The following is a 17,836-nucleotide window of genomic DNA, read 5'->3' as shown; positions in this document are numbered from 1 at the left end:
GTCGGGGCGGCGTTCGGGGGCGGTCAGCTCGGCAGGAGCACCGCCAGATCGTCCGGGAGCGGGCGCCCGGCCGCGCGGCGCTCGTCCGCGAAGCGGCCGGCCATCGCGCGCAGCTCGGCGTCGCTGCGCTCCTCCAGCCCGGCGACCGCCGCGAGCGGGACGCCGAGGAAGACGAGCTTGAGCACCCCGTGCCGCCAGGCGTGCGCGTCGAGGTGGCGGCGGGCGAAGGAGCCCATCGCCGCGGCGACGAGCCGGGTGTCGTTGGCGCGCAGGGCGTCGGCGGTCAGCTCGAGACCGGCGAGGGTCGTCGCCGGTCCCGGGTCGCCGAGGGCGTTCAGCCCGGCCAGCACTCCGCGGCGCTCGGCGCCGTCCCCGCCGCGGTAGAGGCGGAGGAGGAGAGCGGCCAGGTCGTCGTCGCCGAGCGCCTGCGCCGCGGCCTGCACCAGGGCGGCGCGGGCCGCGTCGTCGTGCGTGCCGTGGACGAGGCCGTGCGGGTCCTCGGCGGGCCGGAGCGGCTCGCGTCCGGCCTCGCGGCCCGCGGCGGGGAAGAAGCGCTCGATCCGCGACGGGCGCTCGAGGACGGCGGAGCGGGCGGCCGCGGTCCACGGGTGCTCGGCGTGCGAGGAGGCGCCGCCGAGCGCCTCCTCCATCGCCGCGAGGCTCGCCACGGCCAGGCGGGGCGCGTCGTGCGAGTGCCGGGGCAGCTCGACGGCGGCGATCCCGCGGTAGCCGATCTCGGCGAGGGTCGCGAAGGCGGCCGCGAGGTCGAGCGATCCGGTGCCGAGCTCGAGGTGCTCGTGCCGCTCCGGGAGCATGTCGTCGACCTGCACGTTCAGCAGCAGGTCCCCGGCGCTGCGGAGGGCTCCGACCACGCCGTCCGGCTCCACCACGACGCAGTGGCCGAGGTCGACCGTCAGCCCGACCGACTCCGGGTCGCCGAGCTCGCGGCGCAGCAGCAGCGCGTCGGCCACCGTCTCCACCAGCATCCCCGGCTCGGGCTCGACGGCCAGCCGCACGCCGTGGCGCTCGGCCGTCGCGACGACGCCGCGCATCCGCTCGACGAGCAGCCGCCAGGCCGCGGCCGCATCCGCGCCCGCCGGCACGACCCCCGACCAGAGGGAGACGGCGTCGGCGCCCAGCAGCGCGGCGATCTCGATCGCGCGCTCGAGGAAGCGGACCCGGGGGCCGGCCTCCTCGTCGACCAGCGTGGGGCGGTGCTTCGCGAACGGGTCGAGCAGGTACCGCGCGCCCGTCTCGACGACCACGCGCAGGCCCAGCTCGTCGAGCCGCGACCGGAGCGCCAGCGTCCGCTCGCGCCAGTCGGCTGCGAAGGGATCGAGGTGCGGGTGCCCGAGGGTGAGCGCGACGGCGCGGTACCCCGCGGCGTGGATCACCGTGAGCGCGTCGTCGAGGGTGTGGTCGGCGAAGCCGTTGGTGCCGTAGCCGAGGACGGGTCCGGTGGCGCTCATGTGATGTCCGCCGTCCGCGGGCGGCGGAGCAGGAGGGAGCCGAGCGCGTCGAGCGCGAGCAGCGCCGCCCCCAGCTCGGGACGCTTCAGACCGGCGAGCGCAGCCTGCAGCGGGATCATCCCGGTGATGCCCGCGCGGGTGGCCGTCCGCGCGGCCGCGGCCGTCGGCGTCCGCACGGCCTGCAGCTGCGCGGTGAGCACGAGCAGGAGCCAGCGCCCGAGGCCCGCGGCGACGACCGCGGCGGGGGCGGCCCGGCGCTCGGCCAGAGCGCCGGCCGCGGTGGACAGCGCGATCGCCGCGGTGCCGGCCGAGACCGCTCCCGCCGCGACCGGGGTGGTGCCGTGCACCTCGCCGCGCGAGAGCACGGTGACGCCGAGCGTGTGCGCGGCCACAGCGGCGGAGGCGGGGGCCGCCGCGCGCACGCCGTCGACGCCCGCGCCGAGCAGCACGTCGAGACCGCGGCAGGCCGCCATCACGACCGGGCCCAGCGGAGTCGGCTTCGCGAGAAGGTCGTACGACCAGATCCCGGCCGCGAGCGGCAGCGAGAGCGCGAGCGAGCGCCGCCCGTCCACGACGGCCGCCACGACGATCCCCGCCGCGGTCAGCGCGGCCGCCGTGCCCAGTGCCGCCGAGCGCCGGATGCGCCCCGAGGGGATCGGCCGCTCCGGCCGCTCCCGGGCGTCGAGCTCGGCGTCCGCGTAATCGTTGAGCGCCATGCCCGCCGAGTAGAGCAGCGCCGAGGACAGTGGGAGCGCGACCGTGCGCGCTCCCACTCCGCGGCCCGCCCACGCTCGGCCCGCGACGGTGTCGCCGATCACGGTCAGCGCGGCCTTCGCGCGGACGAGCTCGAGGTAGTCGCGCAGCTCAGCCATCGCTCCGCGTCCCGCTCGTCACCGGGGTGCGGCGCTCGGCGACGAGCGCGCCGGTGCGGGCGGACCAGGCCACCAGCTCCGCGGTCTGCTCGGCGAAGCCGTGCACGTCGCTGCCCCACGGGTCCTTGAAGAAGAAGCCGAGCTCGCCGACCGGGCCCGAGACGCCGGCCTCGTCCGCGAGCGCCAGCAGGCGGGCGAGGTCGAGGATCAGCGGCGCCGCGAGGGCCGAGTCGTACGCCGACCAGATCGTCTGCACCGTGATCCGCGAGCCGAGGAAGCCCTCCGCGTGCACGTGGTCCCAGGCGGTCTTGACGTCGCCGAGGTCCGGGACGTTGTCGATGTGGAGCGGAGTGACGACGTCGTCGCCGAGGAGGCTGCGGAGTCCTCGGTTCTTCGAGACGAGCTTCGAGCGCACCGCCTCCGGGTCGGCGAGGGTCTGCCCGTCGCCGCCGCCGAGGAGGTTCGCCCCCGCCCACGAGAGCACGCGCATCCCGCGCGCCGTGAACATCGGCGCGAGCACGCTGCGGAGCAGGGTCTCCCCCGTCTTGCCGTCCTGGCCGGCGATCGGGATCCCGGCCTCGGCGGCCCACTCCTCCAGGGCCGGCAGAGCCAGCGCGGTCGAGGGAGTGAAGCAGGCGTAGGCCGCGCCCGCGACGACGGCCGAGAGGGCGGCGATCGAGCTCGGCGGCAGGAGGCGCTCGCCCGGACGCGCCAGGGCGGCGCGCAGAGCGGCGAGGTCGTGGAACTCGGGACGGTCGGCCGGCAGCACCTCGGTCGAGGCGACGTCGATCACGACGACCCGGGCGAGGCCGTGGCGCTCGCGGAAGGCGACGATGTCGGCGGCCCGGCGGTCGATCTCCTCCTGCTGCGACGCGGCGTCGGCGGGGGCGAGGCGGATCTCGGCGTCGGTCGCGTCGATCCGGTCGGCCACCTCGGCGACGACCGAGGTCGGGAACATGCCACCGGCCGCGAGGCCCGTGGCCTTCTCGAGCAGCGGGGTCGGCGAGACGTCGTGGCCGCCGATGACGATGTCGGCGAACCCGGCGAGCGGGACGTCCTCGAAGGCGGGGGTCGCGGTGGCGCAGCCCGAGCTGGGCGCGGCTCCGGCGGCGATGGCGTGCAGGCCCACGGCGGCCGTGGTGGCGACGCTGCCCCGGGCCCCGATCAGCCAGAGGCCGATGCGCCCGCTCGATCGGGGGGCGCCTGTGGTGGTGGTGTCGGACGAGGTCATCGTTCTCTCCTGTCTGGAAGGGCTGGCTGAGCGGCGATCGTCGGGGCGCACCCGGGCGATCGGAGTGGGGAGGGGCCTCGGCCGGGCGCGCGTCGCGCCTCCGGCCGGCCGTGTTGCGCAGGACCCGCACGCAGGGCCCGCCGAGATTGCGCGACCGTGCGTCGACTGGTTTCCTCAGGTGTGCTGTCCCCCGAACCCGTCCTCCGGGCCGAGAGAAGGAGCTGAGCGTGGCCGAGCGCGCCGGTACCGCGACCGGCGACATGCTGAGGCTGTTCGCCGACGGTCGACCGCGCACCCGCGCCGAGCTGGTCGAGGAGACGGGCCTCGCGCGGACCGCGGTGATGACGCGCCTGGAGCAGTTCTTCGAGCTCGGACTGATCGCGCACCTCGACCGCGCTCCGTCGACCGGCGGCCGCCCGTCCGCGCGCCTCGTCTTCGACCCGGCCGTCCGCTCGCTCCTGGCCATCGACCTGGGCGCGGCGCACTCGACCATCGCGCTGACCGACTTCGACGGCCGCATCATCGCCGAGCGCCGCGAGGAGCTCGACATCGCGCAGGGCCCCGTGGCGGTGCTCGGGCACGCGCTCGACGTCTGCGACGGGATCCTCGCCGCGGCCGGGGTCGACCGCACCGCCCTCGCGGGAATCGGGGTCGGCGTGCCCGGCCCGGTGGAGCACGCGAGCGGCCGCCCGGTGCGCCCGCCGATCATGCCCGGCTGGGACGGCTTCGACATCCCCGCCTTCGTGCGCCGGCGCTACGACACCACGGTGCTCGTCGACAACGACGTGAACCTGCTGGCGCTCGGCGAGCGGGCCTCGCGCTTCCCGCACGCCCTCGACCTGATGTTCGTGAAGGTCGGCACCGGCATCGGCGCGGGCATCGTCTCGTCCGGGCTGCTCCAGCGCGGAGCCCTCGGCTCCGCCGGTGATCTCGGCCACGTCCAGGTGCCGCGCACGGCCCCGGCCGCGGCGGGCGGTCAGGAGGGGGACCTCGAGGCGGTCGCGGGCGGCTCCGCTCTGGCCGCCGGGCTCGCCCGGGCGGGCCGCGACGTGCAGTCGGTGCGCGAGCTGATCGACCTGCTGAAGGCGCGCGATCCCGAGGCCGTCGAGGCGGCGCGGATCGCGGGCCTCCAGCTCGGCGAGGTGCTGGCCACCTGCGTGAGCCTGCTGAACCCCTCCGTCATCGTGCTGGGCGGCGCGGTCGCCCTCGCCAGCCCGGAGATCCTGACGGCCGTGCGCTCGGTGATCGACGAGCGCTCCCTCCCCCTCGCGACGCAGCGGCTCGACGTGGTGACCGCCGAGCTGGGCGGCAGCGGGGGCGTGCGCGGTGCCGCGCTGATGCTGCGCGGGCACCTGCTCAGCCCCGCCGTGGTGGACGGCTTCCTCGAGCAGCTGCGCGCCGAGGGGCGGGCGGTCCGCTAGAGCGGCGGCCGCGCGCCCGGAGACGGCGGGCCGCGCCGGCGCGATCCCCCGCGGACCGCGTCGGCCGCACCCGGTCAGGAGCGGACCTCCGCGCGGTCGGCGTCCTCCGGCTGGGCGCCGAGAGCGGCGGCGACGGCGGCGTCGATGCGCGCCTGCTCCCCCGCGGCCCGGCGGCGGCGGCGGACGACGGTCAGCACGATGAGCCCGATGAGCAGGGCGAGGAGGAGCACGGCGCTCCACGGCACGGCCGCGGCCGAGGTCTCGGCGGTGGCGACCGGCACGTCGGGGACGACGACGGCGGAGTCGGCCTGCGCGGCCTGGTCGGCGGTGACGACGGTGCCCGAGAGCGCGGCGCGGGCGGTCGCGACGAAGAGCGGCCAGACTCCGGCGACGGTCACGGTGCGCGAGACGGAGGTTCCGGGGAGGAGCTCGGGCAGCGGCTCCGGGTCGGTCGCGGACACCGGCGCGAGGCCGAAGAGGCCGGCGACGCTGATCTCGGCGCCCGGCGCGATACGGGTGTTGCCCGCGTTGGTCACGGTGTAGTCGACGGTCGCGGAGCCGGGGGCGAAGGGGTTCCAGCCGCCCTGGTACGAGACGGCGAGGCCGTCGATCGACAGGCGCGGGGCGAGCTCGCCGCCGACGCGGAGGTACATGCGCGAGCCCAGGCGCCGGTCGACCGAGACTCCGGTCTCGCCCTGCACCAGGATCGAGGAGACGACGCCCGCGGCGTAGTCGCCCGGGGTCACGTCGTCGGGGACGACGACCTCGAACGGGACCTGCACGCTCTCGCCGGCGGGCACGGTGACCTCGGGCTCGGGGAACGCGATCCAGCTGCCCAGCTGCGTCGAGGGCTCCGCGGCGGGGAGCAGGTCGAGCTGGCCGGCCTCGGTGATGAAGCCGTCGGAGCCGTAGACGCGGAACGTCTGCTCCTCGTCGTCGTAGTTGGAGACGATCAGGGCGTCGCTGAGGCGTCCGCCGGGATCGAGGGCGTAGGCGTAGTTCGGCCGCTCGCTGCCCTGCTCGGTGTCGGCGGGGCGCACCCCCCAGGTGACCGGCGTGGAGGCGGGGTCCGCCTCCTGGGCACCCGCCTGAGCCGAGAGGCCGCCGGCTGCGAGGAGCGTCATCAGCAGCAGGGCGGCGGTGGTGCGGGAGGTGCGTGGCATGAGCGGCATCGATCAGGCTTCCGTTGCAAGGGGGGATGCCTCCCCGTGGGACGCCGCTCCGGTGCGCGGCACGCCGAGCGGGGCGTACCGGAGTGGCGTCTCGCGGAGAGACGGGGGGAGGGTGGGGCGGCCCGGAGGCCGCCCCACCGGTGCTAGCCGAGCGCGGTGAGCGTCAGCGTCGCGGTGTAGGTGCCGGTTCCGACCGAGAGCGGGAGCTTCAGGTCGAGGTCGGCGCCCAGGACCGAGGATCCGGTCGGGTGCTGCGCCGCGGCGGAGCCGAGGACGCGGGGCGTGGCGAGGCCGTTGCCCGAGTCGAACCCGGAGGGGACGGCAGCGCCGGCGACGGCACCGCCCGTGTTCTCCAGGACCTCGGGGGTCCAGCCGAGGTGCTTGCCCGAGAACGTCTTCTCGCCGGAGCGGAAGTCGCTCAGCTGGCCGGTGACCGACCAGGCCGGGCCGTTGAGGCGGGTGTCGGTCACGCGGACCGGCACGAGCTCACCGGAGGCGGCGAAGTGGTCGCCCTGCTCCTCGGCGACGCCGAGGTTCACCAGGTTGCTGGTGCCCTCGAGCGTCCAGGTCAGCTCGCCCTTGTTGGCCTCGGGGACGATGACGGCCACGGCCTGGTCGCCGGCCGCCGCAGCGCCCGCCGCCGTTCCCGTGAAGGTGCCGTCGACTCCGGCGGCGGTGTTGCCCGCACCGAAGTTGACCGCCGGCGCGTTCTCGGTGAGCGCGATGCGCCCGCCGACCGTCGAGCCCGCGAGCTGGACGTTGCCGGAGTTGCCCGAGAGCGTGAGGTTCCCGCCCACCGTGTTGCCGAGGGCCGAGGCCGAGCCGTCCTCGTTCGCGCCCAGGAGGACGCCGCGCGAGGAGCCGGTGACGGCGAGCGAGCCGCCGACGATGGCGCCCTGCACGTTCACGCCGAAGTCGCTGCCGGCGAAGGTGGCGTCGCCGCCGACGCTGGTGCGGTCGACGTCGACGTAGTTCGCCGCGTCGGTGCTGACCGAGCCGTCGACCGAGAGGTCGCTGAACTCGACGTCGATCCCGCCGGCCTCGACCATGCCGCCGACCGTGAGGTCGCGCAGGTAGAGGAAGCCGTTGCGGCTGCCGTCCGAGAACGACACGACGTCTCCGCCGACGCTGGTGCCGTCGATCGAGATGCCGTACGCGTCGGTGCCGATGACGTCGCCGCCGATGGTCGCCGAGGTGGCGTCCAGCCAGGCGTCGTCGCCGACGATGACGTTGCCGGTGACGGTCACGTTGCCGAGCACGCAGGTCTGGCCCGCGCCGACGTTGAGGTCTCCGGTGATCGTCTGGTTCCCGAGTTCGGTGGTGCAGTCCGTCGTCGCCGCGAAGGCGGACGGTGCGGCGACCATCGCGAGGGAGGCGGCCGCGAGGACCGCCGTGGGCGTCTTCCACTTCATGGGGGTTCTCCTCGGTGCGCTCGTGCGCGTCGTGCTGGTGGTGGTGCTGTCGGTGCGGCGCGCGCGGCGCGAGGTGCGCTCAGCCACGGAGCGCAGCGATCGCGGAGTAGCTGCGGGAAGCGGCCTCGAGGGAGTTCCCCGTGCTCGGCGGCGTCGCCAGCGTGGGAGCGGTGTCCTGCTCCCAGACGCCGAAGCGCTGGCCGCGGTCGCGCAGCTCCGAGAGGAACGCCTGGTAGGGCAGGTTGCCCGCGCCGAACTCGACGATGTCGTAGCCGTTGGTGTTGGCGTTGTTCGTCTTGCCGTCCTTGAGGTGCAGGATCGGGTAGCGGCGCGGGTTGCGCTTGATGTAGTCGAGCGGCTCGAAGCCCGGGTAGAGCTTCTTGCCGACGTACGCCCAGTAGACGTCCATCTCGAGGTACACGTGACGCGGGTCGGTGTTGTCGTAGAAGAGGTCGTACAGGCGGGTCTTGGGGTCGTCCGTGGCGAACCCGAACTCACCGGCGTGGTTGTGCTGGTAGAGCTTCATGCCCGCGGCCGAGACCTGCTGGCCCCACTTGTTCCACTCCTCCGCCGCGGCGAGGTAGCCCGCCTTGGTGTTGACGTTGGTGGGCGCGTTGCCGGTGCCGAGGTGCGGCGTGCCGAGGATCTGCGCGATCTCGATCTGCTTGCCCAGCTCCGAGCGGAGGAGGTTGGTGCCGACGTGCGAGCCGACGGCGCGGAGGCCGTTGTCGTCGAGCAGCTGGCGGATCTGCTGCGGGGTGATCGCCCCGACGTTGCCCTGGGTGTACCCGGCGAACTCGATCTCGCTGTAGCCGATGCGGCCGAGCTCCTCGAAGACGGCCCGGAAGCCGAGCGACGAGACCTTGTCGCGGACGCTGAAGAGCTGGATGCCGATGCGGTTGATCGGGACCAGGCGCGTGGATCCGGACGAGGGCGCGGGGGCGGCCGTCGCGGGCGCCGCGAGGGCTCCCGCTCCGACGCCGACCGCGACGGTCGATGCGGCCAGGGCCGTCATCAGCGAGCGCCGGCTCATCGGCTTGGCCGTGATGGATGCGTGGTGGTGGTGCATCATTTCTCCTTCGAAATGGCAGATGGTGCAGGGGGTGGGGGGCCGGCCGGCCCGGTCGAGCCGGCCGGCCCCTGCGCGGGGGCTACTGCTGGACGGTGAGGTTCAGCAGCGCCGACGCGGCGTTGGTGTCCGCCGTGGCGATATGGGTGACGGTCAGCTTGTAGCTGCCCGCCGCGAGCTTCGGGAGCGTCACCACGACGTGCCCGTTCTCGTCGAGGGTCCCGGTGAGCATCGCGACGGTGGAGAGGTTCCTCTTCACCATCACGCTCACCTGACCGGTGCCGGCGACACCCGTCGAGGACTTCGCGTCGACCGTGACCTGCGCGCTGGCGCCCGGCTTGACCGGGTTGGGCGAGACGGTCGCGGTGAGCTCCGAGGCGGCCTTCGAGACGATCAGGCGGGCGGTGCCCTCCGAGGCCTTGAAGGTGGCGTCCGAGCCGTACGCCGCACGGAGGGTGTGGGTGCCGGCGCCGAGGGTCTTCGGCAGGGCGAAGGTCGCCTTGCCGTCCTTCAGCGTCGCGCGGCCCAGCTCGGTGGCGCCCTCGTAGAGGACGACCTCTCCGCCGGGGTTCCCACCCTGACCGGTGACCGTGACGGTCGCCTCGCCCGGTGCCCCGAAGGTCACGCGGGGAGCCGAGAGCGCCACGGTGGTGGTCGACGCGGCGGTCGGGGCGTTCGCCGCGGCCAGGTCGATCGTGAACTTCACCGTGCCGACCGCCGAGACGTTGCCGCCGGTGTCGGTGGCGCGGTACTGGATCGTCCGGGCGCCGTTCGTGGTGAACGGGACCGTGTACGCGCCGTTGACGGCGCGGACCGTGGTCCACGTCGTGCCGTTGTCGGCGGAGTACTGGACGGTGGAGAGCGCTCCGTTGTCCGTGGCGGTGAGGCCGAGGGTCACGGGCTTGTTGTAGACGCCGCCGACGCCCGCAGGCGCTGCCGGGTCGAGGGTCGCCGCGACGGTCGGAGCCGTCTTGTCACCGGCGCCGACACCCTGGAAGGTGAGGGAGTCGAGCGACAGGCCGCTGGGCGAGGTCACGTAGAGCGAGCCGGTGCCGCGGGGGACGTTGGTGCCGAAGGGGACGAGGACGTCCTTCCAGCCGGCTCCCGCGGGGATGGTCGCCGTTCCGAAGGGCGCTGCGTCGGCAGCGTTCCAGCGGAGGTCGACGGTGCCCTCACCGGTGGCGCGGACCACGACGCCGGTCAGGTTGGCGAAGTTCACCGGGTCCCAGCGCAGGAAGGATCCCGCACCGAGTCCGCTGACGGCGTTGCCGCCGCTGGCGGTGGTGTCCGCGTAGGGCAGGACGCCCTCACGGGCGGCGTGCTCCGCCTCCTGCGTCTTCGGGTTCAGCCGCAGCGTCGCCTCGGCCGCAGCCGGGGGCAGGCCGTTGAAGCCGCCGTCCGTGTAGGTCACGACGACGGTGCCGTACAGCAGCGCGCCGGGGCCGTGCTCGGGCGAGTCCTTGGACGTCGGGAACGCTCCCTTGGCACCGGTGCCGGTGACCTCGGGGTGGGCGTGCTCGTCGTGGCCGAGGCCGTAGGTCCAGCCCACGCGGCTGCTGACGATCTGGTCGCCGTCCTCAGCGTCCTTGCCGGTCACCTGGTAGGGGATCGCGTCGCCCCAGCTGAAGAACGAGCCGTTGCCGGGCGTCTGGATCTGGATCTGCGGCGCCTGGTTGCCGACCGAGATGACCCGCGAGGTCAGGCTGAACTTGCCCTTGGCGTCGGTGACGCGCAGACGGGCCGTGAACTGTCCGAGCTCGGTGTAGGTCTTCTTGACGGTCACTCCGGTGGCGTCGAAGGTGCCGTCGCCGTCGAAGTCCCAGTCGTAGGTGAGCGCGTCGCCCTCGGGGTCGGTCGATCCCTTGGCGTCGAACGTGACCTCGAGCGGGGTCTGCGAGGCGGACAGGGGGGTCGCGGTGAAGCGGGCCTGCGGCGCCTTGTTGCCCTCGGCGTAGTCGATCCGGTACAGGCCCGCGTCGGGGTTGGCGCGGAAGAATCCGTCGCCGTACTCGATCACGTACATCGACCCGTCGGGGCCGAACTCCATGTCCATCGGGTTGTCGTGGATCGGCTGCGCGGCCTGGCTGAGCGCCGCGTTGGGGAGGAAGTCCTCGATGTGCGTGACCGCGCGGTCCTCATCGAGCGTGAACGCCGCGATGTAGTCCTGCGAGAACTCGCCGAAGAAGGTCTTCTTGTCCCAGTACTCCGGGAACTTCGACGTCGAGGTGTTGTCCGCGTCGAAGTGGTACACCGGTCCGCCCATGGGGCCCTGGCCGGTGCTGGTGCCGAAGTTGACGAGCTCGTCGAACGGCTGGTCGCCGGGGTTGTCGCCGTAGTACAGGGTCGCCGCCTTGGCGTCCGGGATGTCGACGAGGCCGGTGTTCCAGCGCGAGTTGTTCTTCAGGTTCTCCGGGTCGAAGAAGCCGCGGGGCGTCGACGTCTCGAAGTTCCACTCGTTGTACGGCGCGTTCGGTCCGTGGACGTAGGGCCAGCCGGAGTTGTGCGGCTCGTCCAGTCCGGTCGCGTTCCACTCGACGAGGCCCATCGGGCCGCGGACGCCGTCGGCCGCAGCGGCCTTCGTGGCGTCGGGGCCGTAGTCGCCCCAGGAGAGGGTGTTCGTCTCGGCGTCGACGTCGATCTTGAACGGGTTGCGGACGCCCATCACGAAGATCTCGGGGCGGGTCTTCTCGGTTCCCACCGGGAAGAGGTTGCCGTCGGGGATCGTGTACGAGCCGTCCTCCTGCACGGTGATCCGGAGGATCTTGCCGCGGAGGTCGTTCGTGTTGCCGGCGCCGCGACGCGAGTCGAAGCCCGGGTTCATGCGGGGCGCGTCGTTGTTCGGCGCGAAGCCCGCGGCACCCGGAGCGCTCGCCGGCGTGTTGTCGCCGGTGGAGAGGTACAGGTTGCCGTCGGCGTCCCAGTCGAAGTCGGCACCCACGTGGCAGCACTGCCCGCGCTGGGTCTCGATGTCGATGATCTTCTGCTCGCTCGCGAGATCGAGGCCCGAGCCGGTCCACTTGAACCGGGAGAGGCGGTTGATGCCCTTCCACTGGTCCCAGTAGCTGTCGGTCGCGCCCTCGGGCAGCATGTTCGGAGCCGCACCGGTCGGGGTGTTCCCGGGGGGCGCGTAGACGAGGTAGACCCACTTGTTCTCGGCGAAGTCGGGGTCGATGCCGACGGACTGCAGCCCGTCCTCCGAGTTCTGGTACACGGGGATCGTGTTGACGACACGGGTGGTGCCGGTCTTGGGGTCGGTGTGGCGGATCTCGCCGTTCCGAGCGGTGTGGAGGACCGACTTGTCCGGGAGGACGGCCAGGTCGAGGGGCTCGCCGACGTTCTTCGTCAGCAGGACCTTCTCGTAGTTGCTCCAGTCGAGAGCGGATGCTCCGCCCTCGGAACCGTGGTCCACTCCGTCGTGGGCCGAGGCGGGCAGGCCGAGGGCGGTGAGTCCGGAGACCGTCACCATCCCGGCGATGCCGAGTGCGAGAAGACGCCTGATGCTTCTTCTCGAGGATCGCTTACCATTCATGCGTGATGTGATTCCTTCAATGAGGTGTTCATCGCAGAGGCCGGGTCCGTCGCTGTCCGCACGACTGAGCGGATCCGGTCTCCTCCTGTCCGGCCCTGGGGCCGGTGTCTTGCACTCCTCCTCCTCTCGCGGATGCCGGTGGCGCTGCGCTGCGGGTCGTCAGTGATCCCGGGGCGGCGCCGAGGTGGGGGCCGGCGCGGGATGGTTCCCGCGCCGACCCGGGCTGGTGGGGCCGATCAGGACTCGAAGGCCGAGGGCAGGTACTCGGAGACGTTGTCCTTGGTGACGACCGGCGCGAAGAGCTGGATCTGGCGCGGGACGCCGAGCGAGCTGGTGTCGGCCATCGACTTGTTCTGCTCGACGAGGCGGGCGAGCTTGATGCCGTCCGCGGCCTGGGTCGAGGGGTAGACGACCGTGGCCTTGACGACGGAGTCGTCGGCCTCGATCGCGCGCATCACGTTGGCCGAGCCGGCGCCGCCGACGAAGAGGAACTCGTCGCGTCCGGCGGTGTCGATCGCCGCGAGGACGCCGACGCCCTGGTCGTCGTCGTGGTTCCAGATGGCGTCGATCTTCGGCGCGGCCTGGAGGAGGTTGGCCGCGGCCTGCTCTCCGCCCTGGACGGTGAAGTCGGCGGCGACGCGGTTGTCCACGTCGAGTCCGCAGCCCTCGAGCGCGTCCGAGAAGCCCTGGCTGCGCTCCTGGGTCAGCGGGAGGGAGTCGATGCCGGCGATCTCGGCGACGACGGCGTCGGGGTTGTCGCCGAGCTCCTCGCAGATGTAGGTGCCGGCGCTGACGCCCATGCCGTAGTTGTCGCCGAGGATGGTCGACCGGGCGGCGAAGGGGCTGGAGAACTCGCGGTCCACGTTGATGACGGTGATGCCCGCCTCCATCGCCTGGGTGGCGACCTGCGTGAGCGCCGCTCCGTCGATCGGCAGGAGCACGATCGCGTCGACGCCGTCGTTGATGAAGGTCTCGACCTGGCTGATCTGGAGGTTGACGTCGTTGGTGCCCTCCGCGGTGCGGAGCTCCACGTCGTCGTACTTCTCGGCCTCGGCGATGGCGGCGCGGCTGACCGCGCCCATCCAGCCGTGGTCGGCGGCGGGAGCGGTGAAGCCGATGACGACGTTGTCGCCGGAGGCGTCGTTGTCCGAGGCGGCCACGGCGGCGGCGGTCCCGCCGGAGGCGGCGTTGCCGGTCTCGACCGGGGCGTTCGAGATGCAGCCGGTGAGCATCAGCGCGACGGCGCCGAAGGCGACGCCGGCCGAGCCGAGTCGGGCGGTGCGGGAGAGGCGGCTGCGGGTGAAGGGGCGTGCGGGCATGGAAGTGATCTCCTTCGATCGATCCGAGGGGTCCGAGGGCACACGTGTCCTGCGGAGAGGTGACCTGAGTGGTCGGGTGGGTTGCTGTGTGTGGAGGAGCGGGGCCGGAGCCCCGGGGTCAGGACTTCCTGCCGCGGGCGGCGAACCGCTGCTGCAGCAGGACGGCGGCGACGATGATCGCGCCCTTCGCGACGGCCTGAGTCGAGGTCGACATGTTGTTCTGCGTGAACACGTTGGTCAGGGTCGTGAAGATGAGGACGCCGAACACGGTGCCGACGATGGTGCCGCGGCCGCCGGCCAGCAGCGTGCCTCCGACGACGACCGCCGCGATGGCGTCGAGCTCGTAGAGGAGGCCGTTGGTCGAGCTGCCGGCGGTGGTGCGGGCGAGCATCATGACGGCGGCGATGCCGGCGGTGAGCCCGGCGAGGCCGTAGACGTACATGGTGTGGCGGCGGACCTTGATGCCGGCGAGGCGGGCCGCCTCCGGGTTGCCGCCGACCGCGATGGTGCGGCGGCCGAAGGTGGTGCGGTTGAGCAGGATCCAGCCGGCGACGGCGACGACCACGAAGATCAGCACGAGCACCGGGATGCCGAGCACGTCGGCGCGGAAGAAGTCGAGGAACGGCGTGACCGTGACGACCTGCGTCTGGCGGTTCGAGATCAGCTCGGCGAAGCCGCGGGCGGCGACGAGCATCGCCAGGGTCGCCATGAAGGCGACGACCCGGCCGTAGGCGATCAGCGCGCCGTTGATGAGGCCGCAGACGAGGCCGACGACGACCGCGGTGAGCACGATCACCAGCCAGGAGGTGTTCGCCGCGTAGTACTGGGTCGAGACCGTGCTCGCCCAGACCGTCGCGAGCCCCATCACGGAGCCGACCGAGAGGTCGATGCCGCCGGACGTGATGACGAAGGTCATGCCGATGCTCAGCACGCCGATGACGGCGGCGAGGCGGAGGATCGTGAGCACGTTGTCGACGCTGGCGAAGCGCTCCCCCGCGGTCGCGAATCCGACGATGCAGAGGATCACCAGCGCGAGCAGCAGCCCGACGTTGCGGCCGAGGGAGCCCTGCATGAGGCGGGCCATCCCGGAGCGGGAGTCCTTCGAGGGCACGCCCCCGGAGGAGCCTCCCGTCGCGGCCGACGCGTGACGGGCGGCGTCCTCCTGCGGACCGCCGATCGACGGCGACGCGGTGTCGAGCTGTCCGCTCACGCTGCACTTCCTTCCATGACGAGATCGAGCACGCGGTGCTCGTCGATCGAATCGGCCGGGCCCTCGTGGACCACGGCGCCGTCGGAGATCACGAGCACTCGGTCGGAGAGTCCGAGGACCTCGCCGATCTCGCTGGAGACCACGAGCACGGCGGCGCCGTTGGTCGCGAGGTCCCTGATCAGGGTGTAGATCTCGGCCCGTGCGCCGACGTCGACCCCGCGGGTCGGCTCGTCGAGCAGCAGGACGCGGCAGCCGCGCACGAGCCAGCGGGCGAGGAGCGCCTTCTGCTGGTTGCCTCCGGAGAGGGTGCGGGCGTCGCGGTCGACCCCGGAGGGCCGCAGGTCGAGGGAGACCGCCTGCTCGGCCGCCGCCGCGCGCTCGGAGCGCTCGTCGAGGAAGCCGCGCTTGGCGAAGCGGTCGAAGGTCGAGAGGGTGATGTTGCGGTAGACCGGCTCGTCCAGGAGCAGGCCCTGGCTCTTGCGCTCCTCCGGGCAGAGGCCGATGCCGGCGTCGACCGCCGAGGTGACGGATCCGGCGCGCAGGCGCTTGCCCGCCACGCTGACCGTCCCGGTGCTGGCGCGGCGCGCCCCGTAGATGGTCTCGAGGATCTCGGAGCGGCCGGAGCCGACCAGCCCCGCGAGGCCGACGACCTCGCCGGCGCGGATCTCGAGGGAGACGTCCGAGAAGGAGCCCTGCAGGCCCAGCTTCTCGACCTTCAGCAGCGTCTCGGCCTCGACGTCGAGCTCCTGGCGGTCCGGGAACACGTACTCGACGGCGCGGCCGGTCATCAGGGTGATGAGCTGCGAGGTGGGGGTGTCGGCGACCGCGAGGTTCTGCGCGACGGTGGCGCCGTCCTTGATCACGGTGATCCGGTCGCCGATGGCGCGGATCTCGTCGAGGCGGTGCGAGATGTAGACGATGGCGACGCCGGAGGCGGTGAGCTGGCGCACCACGTGGAAGAGGTTCTCCACCTCCTCGGAGTCGAGCACCGCGGAGGGCTCGTCCATGATGATGACCCGCGCGTCGTGCGAGAGGGCGCGGGCCATCTGCACGATCTGCTTGCCGGCGGCGGAGAGCGTGCCGACCTCGCGGTTCGGCGAGATCTCGGAGTGGCCGAGGCGCTCCATCAGCTCGCGGGTGATCCTCGTGGCCTTCGCCCGGGCGGTGAAGCCGCCGCGGGAGAGCTCGTGGCCGAGGAAGATGTTCTCGGCGACGGAGAGGCCGTCGACGACGTCGAGCTCCTGGTACATCGTCGCGATGCCCAGGGCGAGGGCCGCCGTCGGGGACGGGATCGTGACGACGTTCCCGTCGACGAGGATCTCGCCCTCGGTGGGCTGGTGGGCCCCGGCGAGGGTCTTGATGAGGGTGGACTTGCCGGCGCCGTTCTGGCCGAGGAGGCAGTGCACCTCACCGGGTCGGACATCGAGGTCGACGCCGTCGAGAGCACGGGCGCCGGGGAAGACCTTCACGATGCCGCGCATCTGCAGAAGCAGCTGCTGAGACTCGTCGGAGGTGCGGGGAAGAGGCTGTGCAGCAGTGCTGCGGGGGTCTGCGGTGACCATGCGGATGAAGCTACTTCCACTTACGTCGCGGGTCAAGCAAAAGTTCTGAACCGATTCGAAGGCGGTTCGAGTGATCGCCCAGTCGCCCCGAGGGCTTCCTGCTACCGCGTCAGGGCTGGGATCCGCGGGATTACGCGACGTCTGACGGCGGCGGTTGAGACATTCCGTCTGTGATAGAGCGCTCTCCGAACCCTATGAACGCGCTCATGTCCGTGCAGCCCGGGCGCGTCGCCCCGGAGGCGGCCTCGCCGAGCGCGGTAGCGCCCGCGCCCCGACCCGTGGCAGGGTCGTACGGCCGACGAAAGGACGACGATGTCGAACGACCGAGCCCTGCGCGTCGCGATGGTGGGGACCGCCTTCATGGGCCGCACCCACTCGCACGCCTGGCGCACCGCCTCCCGCTTCTTCCCCCTCCCTCTCCGCCCCGAGCTCGCCGTGCTCGTGGGGAGCAACCCCGACTCGACCGCCGAGCGCGCCGAGCGGCTGGGCTGGAGCGAGGCCTCCACCGACTGGCGGGCCGTCATCGCCCGCGACGACATCGACCTCGTCGACATCTGCACCCCGGGCGACACCCACGCCGAGATCGCCATCGCGGCCCTCGAGGCCGGCAAGCACGTGCTGTGCGAGAAGCCCCTGGCCAACTCCGTCGAGGAGGCGGAGCGGATGGTCGCCGCGGCCGCCGCCTCCGGGAAGGTGGCGATGTGCGGCTTCAGCTACCGCCGCACCCCGGCCCTCGCCCTCGCGAAGCGCTTCATCGAGGAGGGCCGCCTCGGCGACATCCGGCACGTGCGCGCCCAGTACCTGCAGGACTGGCTGTCCGACTCCGAGGCGCCGCTGACCTGGCGCCTGCAGAAGGAGCGCGCCGGCTCGGGCGCCCTCGGCGACATCGGCGCGCACAGCATCGACACCGCCCAGTGGCTGACCGGCCGCGGCATCACCTCGGTCTCGGCGACGCTGCGCACCTTCACCACCGAGCGCCCCGTGCTCAGCGAGCAGGTCGGCCTCGGCGGCCGCGCCGGTGCCGACGCCCCGCGCGGCGCCGTGACCGTCGACGACGCCGCGGCCTTCACCGCCTCCTTCGAGGGCGGCGCCCTGGGCGTCTTCGAGGCGACCCGCGTCGCGACCGGCCGCCGCAACGCCAACCGGATCGAGGTGAACGGCGAGCTCGGCTCGATCGCGTTCGACTTCGAGCGAATGAACGAGCTCGAGTACTACGACGCCCGCGATCCCGAGGAGGCGCAGGGCTTCCGGCGCATCCAGGTCACCGAGCCGGCGCACCCGTACATGTCGGCCTGGTGGCCGACCGGGCACGGCATCGGCTACGAGCACCTCTTCACCCACCAGGTCGTCGACCTCGTCGAGGCGATCGCCGGCGGTGCCCCCGTCACGCCCACGTTCGCCGACGCCCTCGACGTGCAGCGCGTCCTCGACGCGGTCGCCACCAGCGCCGGCGCGTCGTCCGTCTCCACGCCGGTCGCCCGCTGACCCGACCGTCCCCTCCCCGCGAGATGCCGCTCCGGTACGCCTCCCCCGGCGTGTCGCGTGCCGAAGCGGCGTCTCACGGAAGGGG

The 17,836-nt window shown here is 72.9% G+C and carries 12 protein-coding genes; 2 read left to right on the top strand and 10 right to left on the bottom strand.

All coding sequences use genetic code 11. The annotated features are described in order from the left end of the window. Window positions 1-23: 23 nt before the first annotated feature. From C5C29_RS17385 to C5C29_RS04135, 3 genes are read right to left on the bottom strand one after another with little or no spacing between them, the layout of a single operon-like run. A complete protein-coding gene (locus C5C29_RS17385) occupies window positions 24-1,469 on the bottom strand; it encodes an EboA domain-containing protein (RefSeq protein ID WP_104222465.1) in 1,446 nt (481 codons plus the stop codon). Next, window positions 1,466-2,341, bottom strand: coding sequence for an SCO3242 family prenyltransferase (locus C5C29_RS04140; protein ID WP_219812902.1), 876 nt, complete (start codon window positions 2,339-2,341; stop codon window positions 1,466-1,468). Before C5C29_RS04140 ends, C5C29_RS17385 begins: the two co-directional genes overlap by 4 nt. Next, window positions 2,334-3,572, bottom strand: a complete 1,239-nt coding sequence (locus tag C5C29_RS04135) for an inositol-3-phosphate synthase (RefSeq protein ID WP_104222464.1) — start codon at window positions 3,570-3,572, stop codon at window positions 2,334-2,336. Before C5C29_RS04135 ends, C5C29_RS04140 begins: the two co-directional genes overlap by 8 nt. A gap of 227 nt (window positions 3,573-3,799) precedes the next feature. Here C5C29_RS04135 and C5C29_RS04130 point away from each other — a divergent pair, with 227 nt between their 5' ends. Continuing rightward, on the top strand, window positions 3,800-4,993 hold the full coding sequence (locus C5C29_RS04130; protein ID WP_258062157.1) for an ROK family protein: 1,194 nt from the start codon (window positions 3,800-3,802) through the stop codon (window positions 4,991-4,993). A gap of 74 nt (window positions 4,994-5,067) precedes the next feature. Here C5C29_RS04130 and C5C29_RS04125 read toward each other — a convergent pair whose 3' ends face one another. The 7 genes from C5C29_RS04125 to C5C29_RS04095 form a co-directional block, all read right to left on the bottom strand. Then, window positions 5,068-6,156 (bottom strand): hypothetical protein, encoded by a 1,089-nt coding sequence (locus C5C29_RS04125; protein WP_146078976.1) that lies wholly within the window; start codon window positions 6,154-6,156, stop codon window positions 5,068-5,070. Between the two features lie 152 nt (window positions 6,157-6,308). Beyond that, complete coding sequence (locus C5C29_RS04120; protein ID WP_104222462.1) at window positions 6,309-7,577, bottom strand: hypothetical protein; 1,269 nt, start codon at window positions 7,575-7,577, stop codon at window positions 6,309-6,311. A gap of 79 nt (window positions 7,578-7,656) precedes the next feature. Beyond that, window positions 7,657-8,646: a sugar phosphate isomerase/epimerase gene (locus tag C5C29_RS04115; protein WP_219813837.1), complete on the bottom strand. Its 990-nt coding sequence runs from the start codon at window positions 8,644-8,646 to the stop codon at window positions 7,657-7,659. An 82-nt stretch (window positions 8,647-8,728) separates the two neighbouring features. Next, the gene (locus tag C5C29_RS04110; RefSeq protein ID WP_181128740.1) at window positions 8,729-12,175 is read right to left on the bottom strand and encodes a PQQ-dependent sugar dehydrogenase; all 3,447 of its coding nucleotides are present in this window, start codon (window positions 12,173-12,175) and stop codon (window positions 8,729-8,731) included. 236 nt (window positions 12,176-12,411) lie between these two features. Further along, window positions 12,412-13,494, bottom strand: coding sequence for a substrate-binding domain-containing protein (locus C5C29_RS04105; RefSeq protein WP_104222461.1), 1,083 nt, complete (start codon window positions 13,492-13,494; stop codon window positions 12,412-12,414). A gap of 118 nt (window positions 13,495-13,612) precedes the next feature. Next, window positions 13,613-14,578 (bottom strand): ABC transporter permease, encoded by a 966-nt coding sequence (locus C5C29_RS04100; RefSeq protein WP_104222491.1) that lies wholly within the window; start codon window positions 14,576-14,578, stop codon window positions 13,613-13,615. A gap of 122 nt (window positions 14,579-14,700) precedes the next feature. Beyond that, the gene (locus C5C29_RS04095; protein ID WP_219812904.1) at window positions 14,701-16,185 is read right to left on the bottom strand and encodes a sugar ABC transporter ATP-binding protein; all 1,485 of its coding nucleotides are present in this window, start codon (window positions 16,183-16,185) and stop codon (window positions 14,701-14,703) included. A 393-nt stretch (window positions 16,186-16,578) separates the two neighbouring features. On the opposite strand from C5C29_RS04095, the gene C5C29_RS04090 reads away from it, so the two are divergent. Next, entirely contained in the window at window positions 16,579-17,751 is a 1,173-nt protein-coding gene (locus tag C5C29_RS04090; protein ID WP_104222459.1) for a Gfo/Idh/MocA family protein, read from the top strand. Window positions 17,752-17,836: the final 85 nt, after the last annotated feature.

It is taken from the genome of Rathayibacter sp. AY1H2 (assembly GCF_002931985.1).
Taxonomy (GTDB): Bacteria; Actinomycetota; Actinomycetes; order Actinomycetales; family Microbacteriaceae; genus Rathayibacter.
This window is presented reverse-complemented; position numbering and strand designations above follow the sequence as displayed.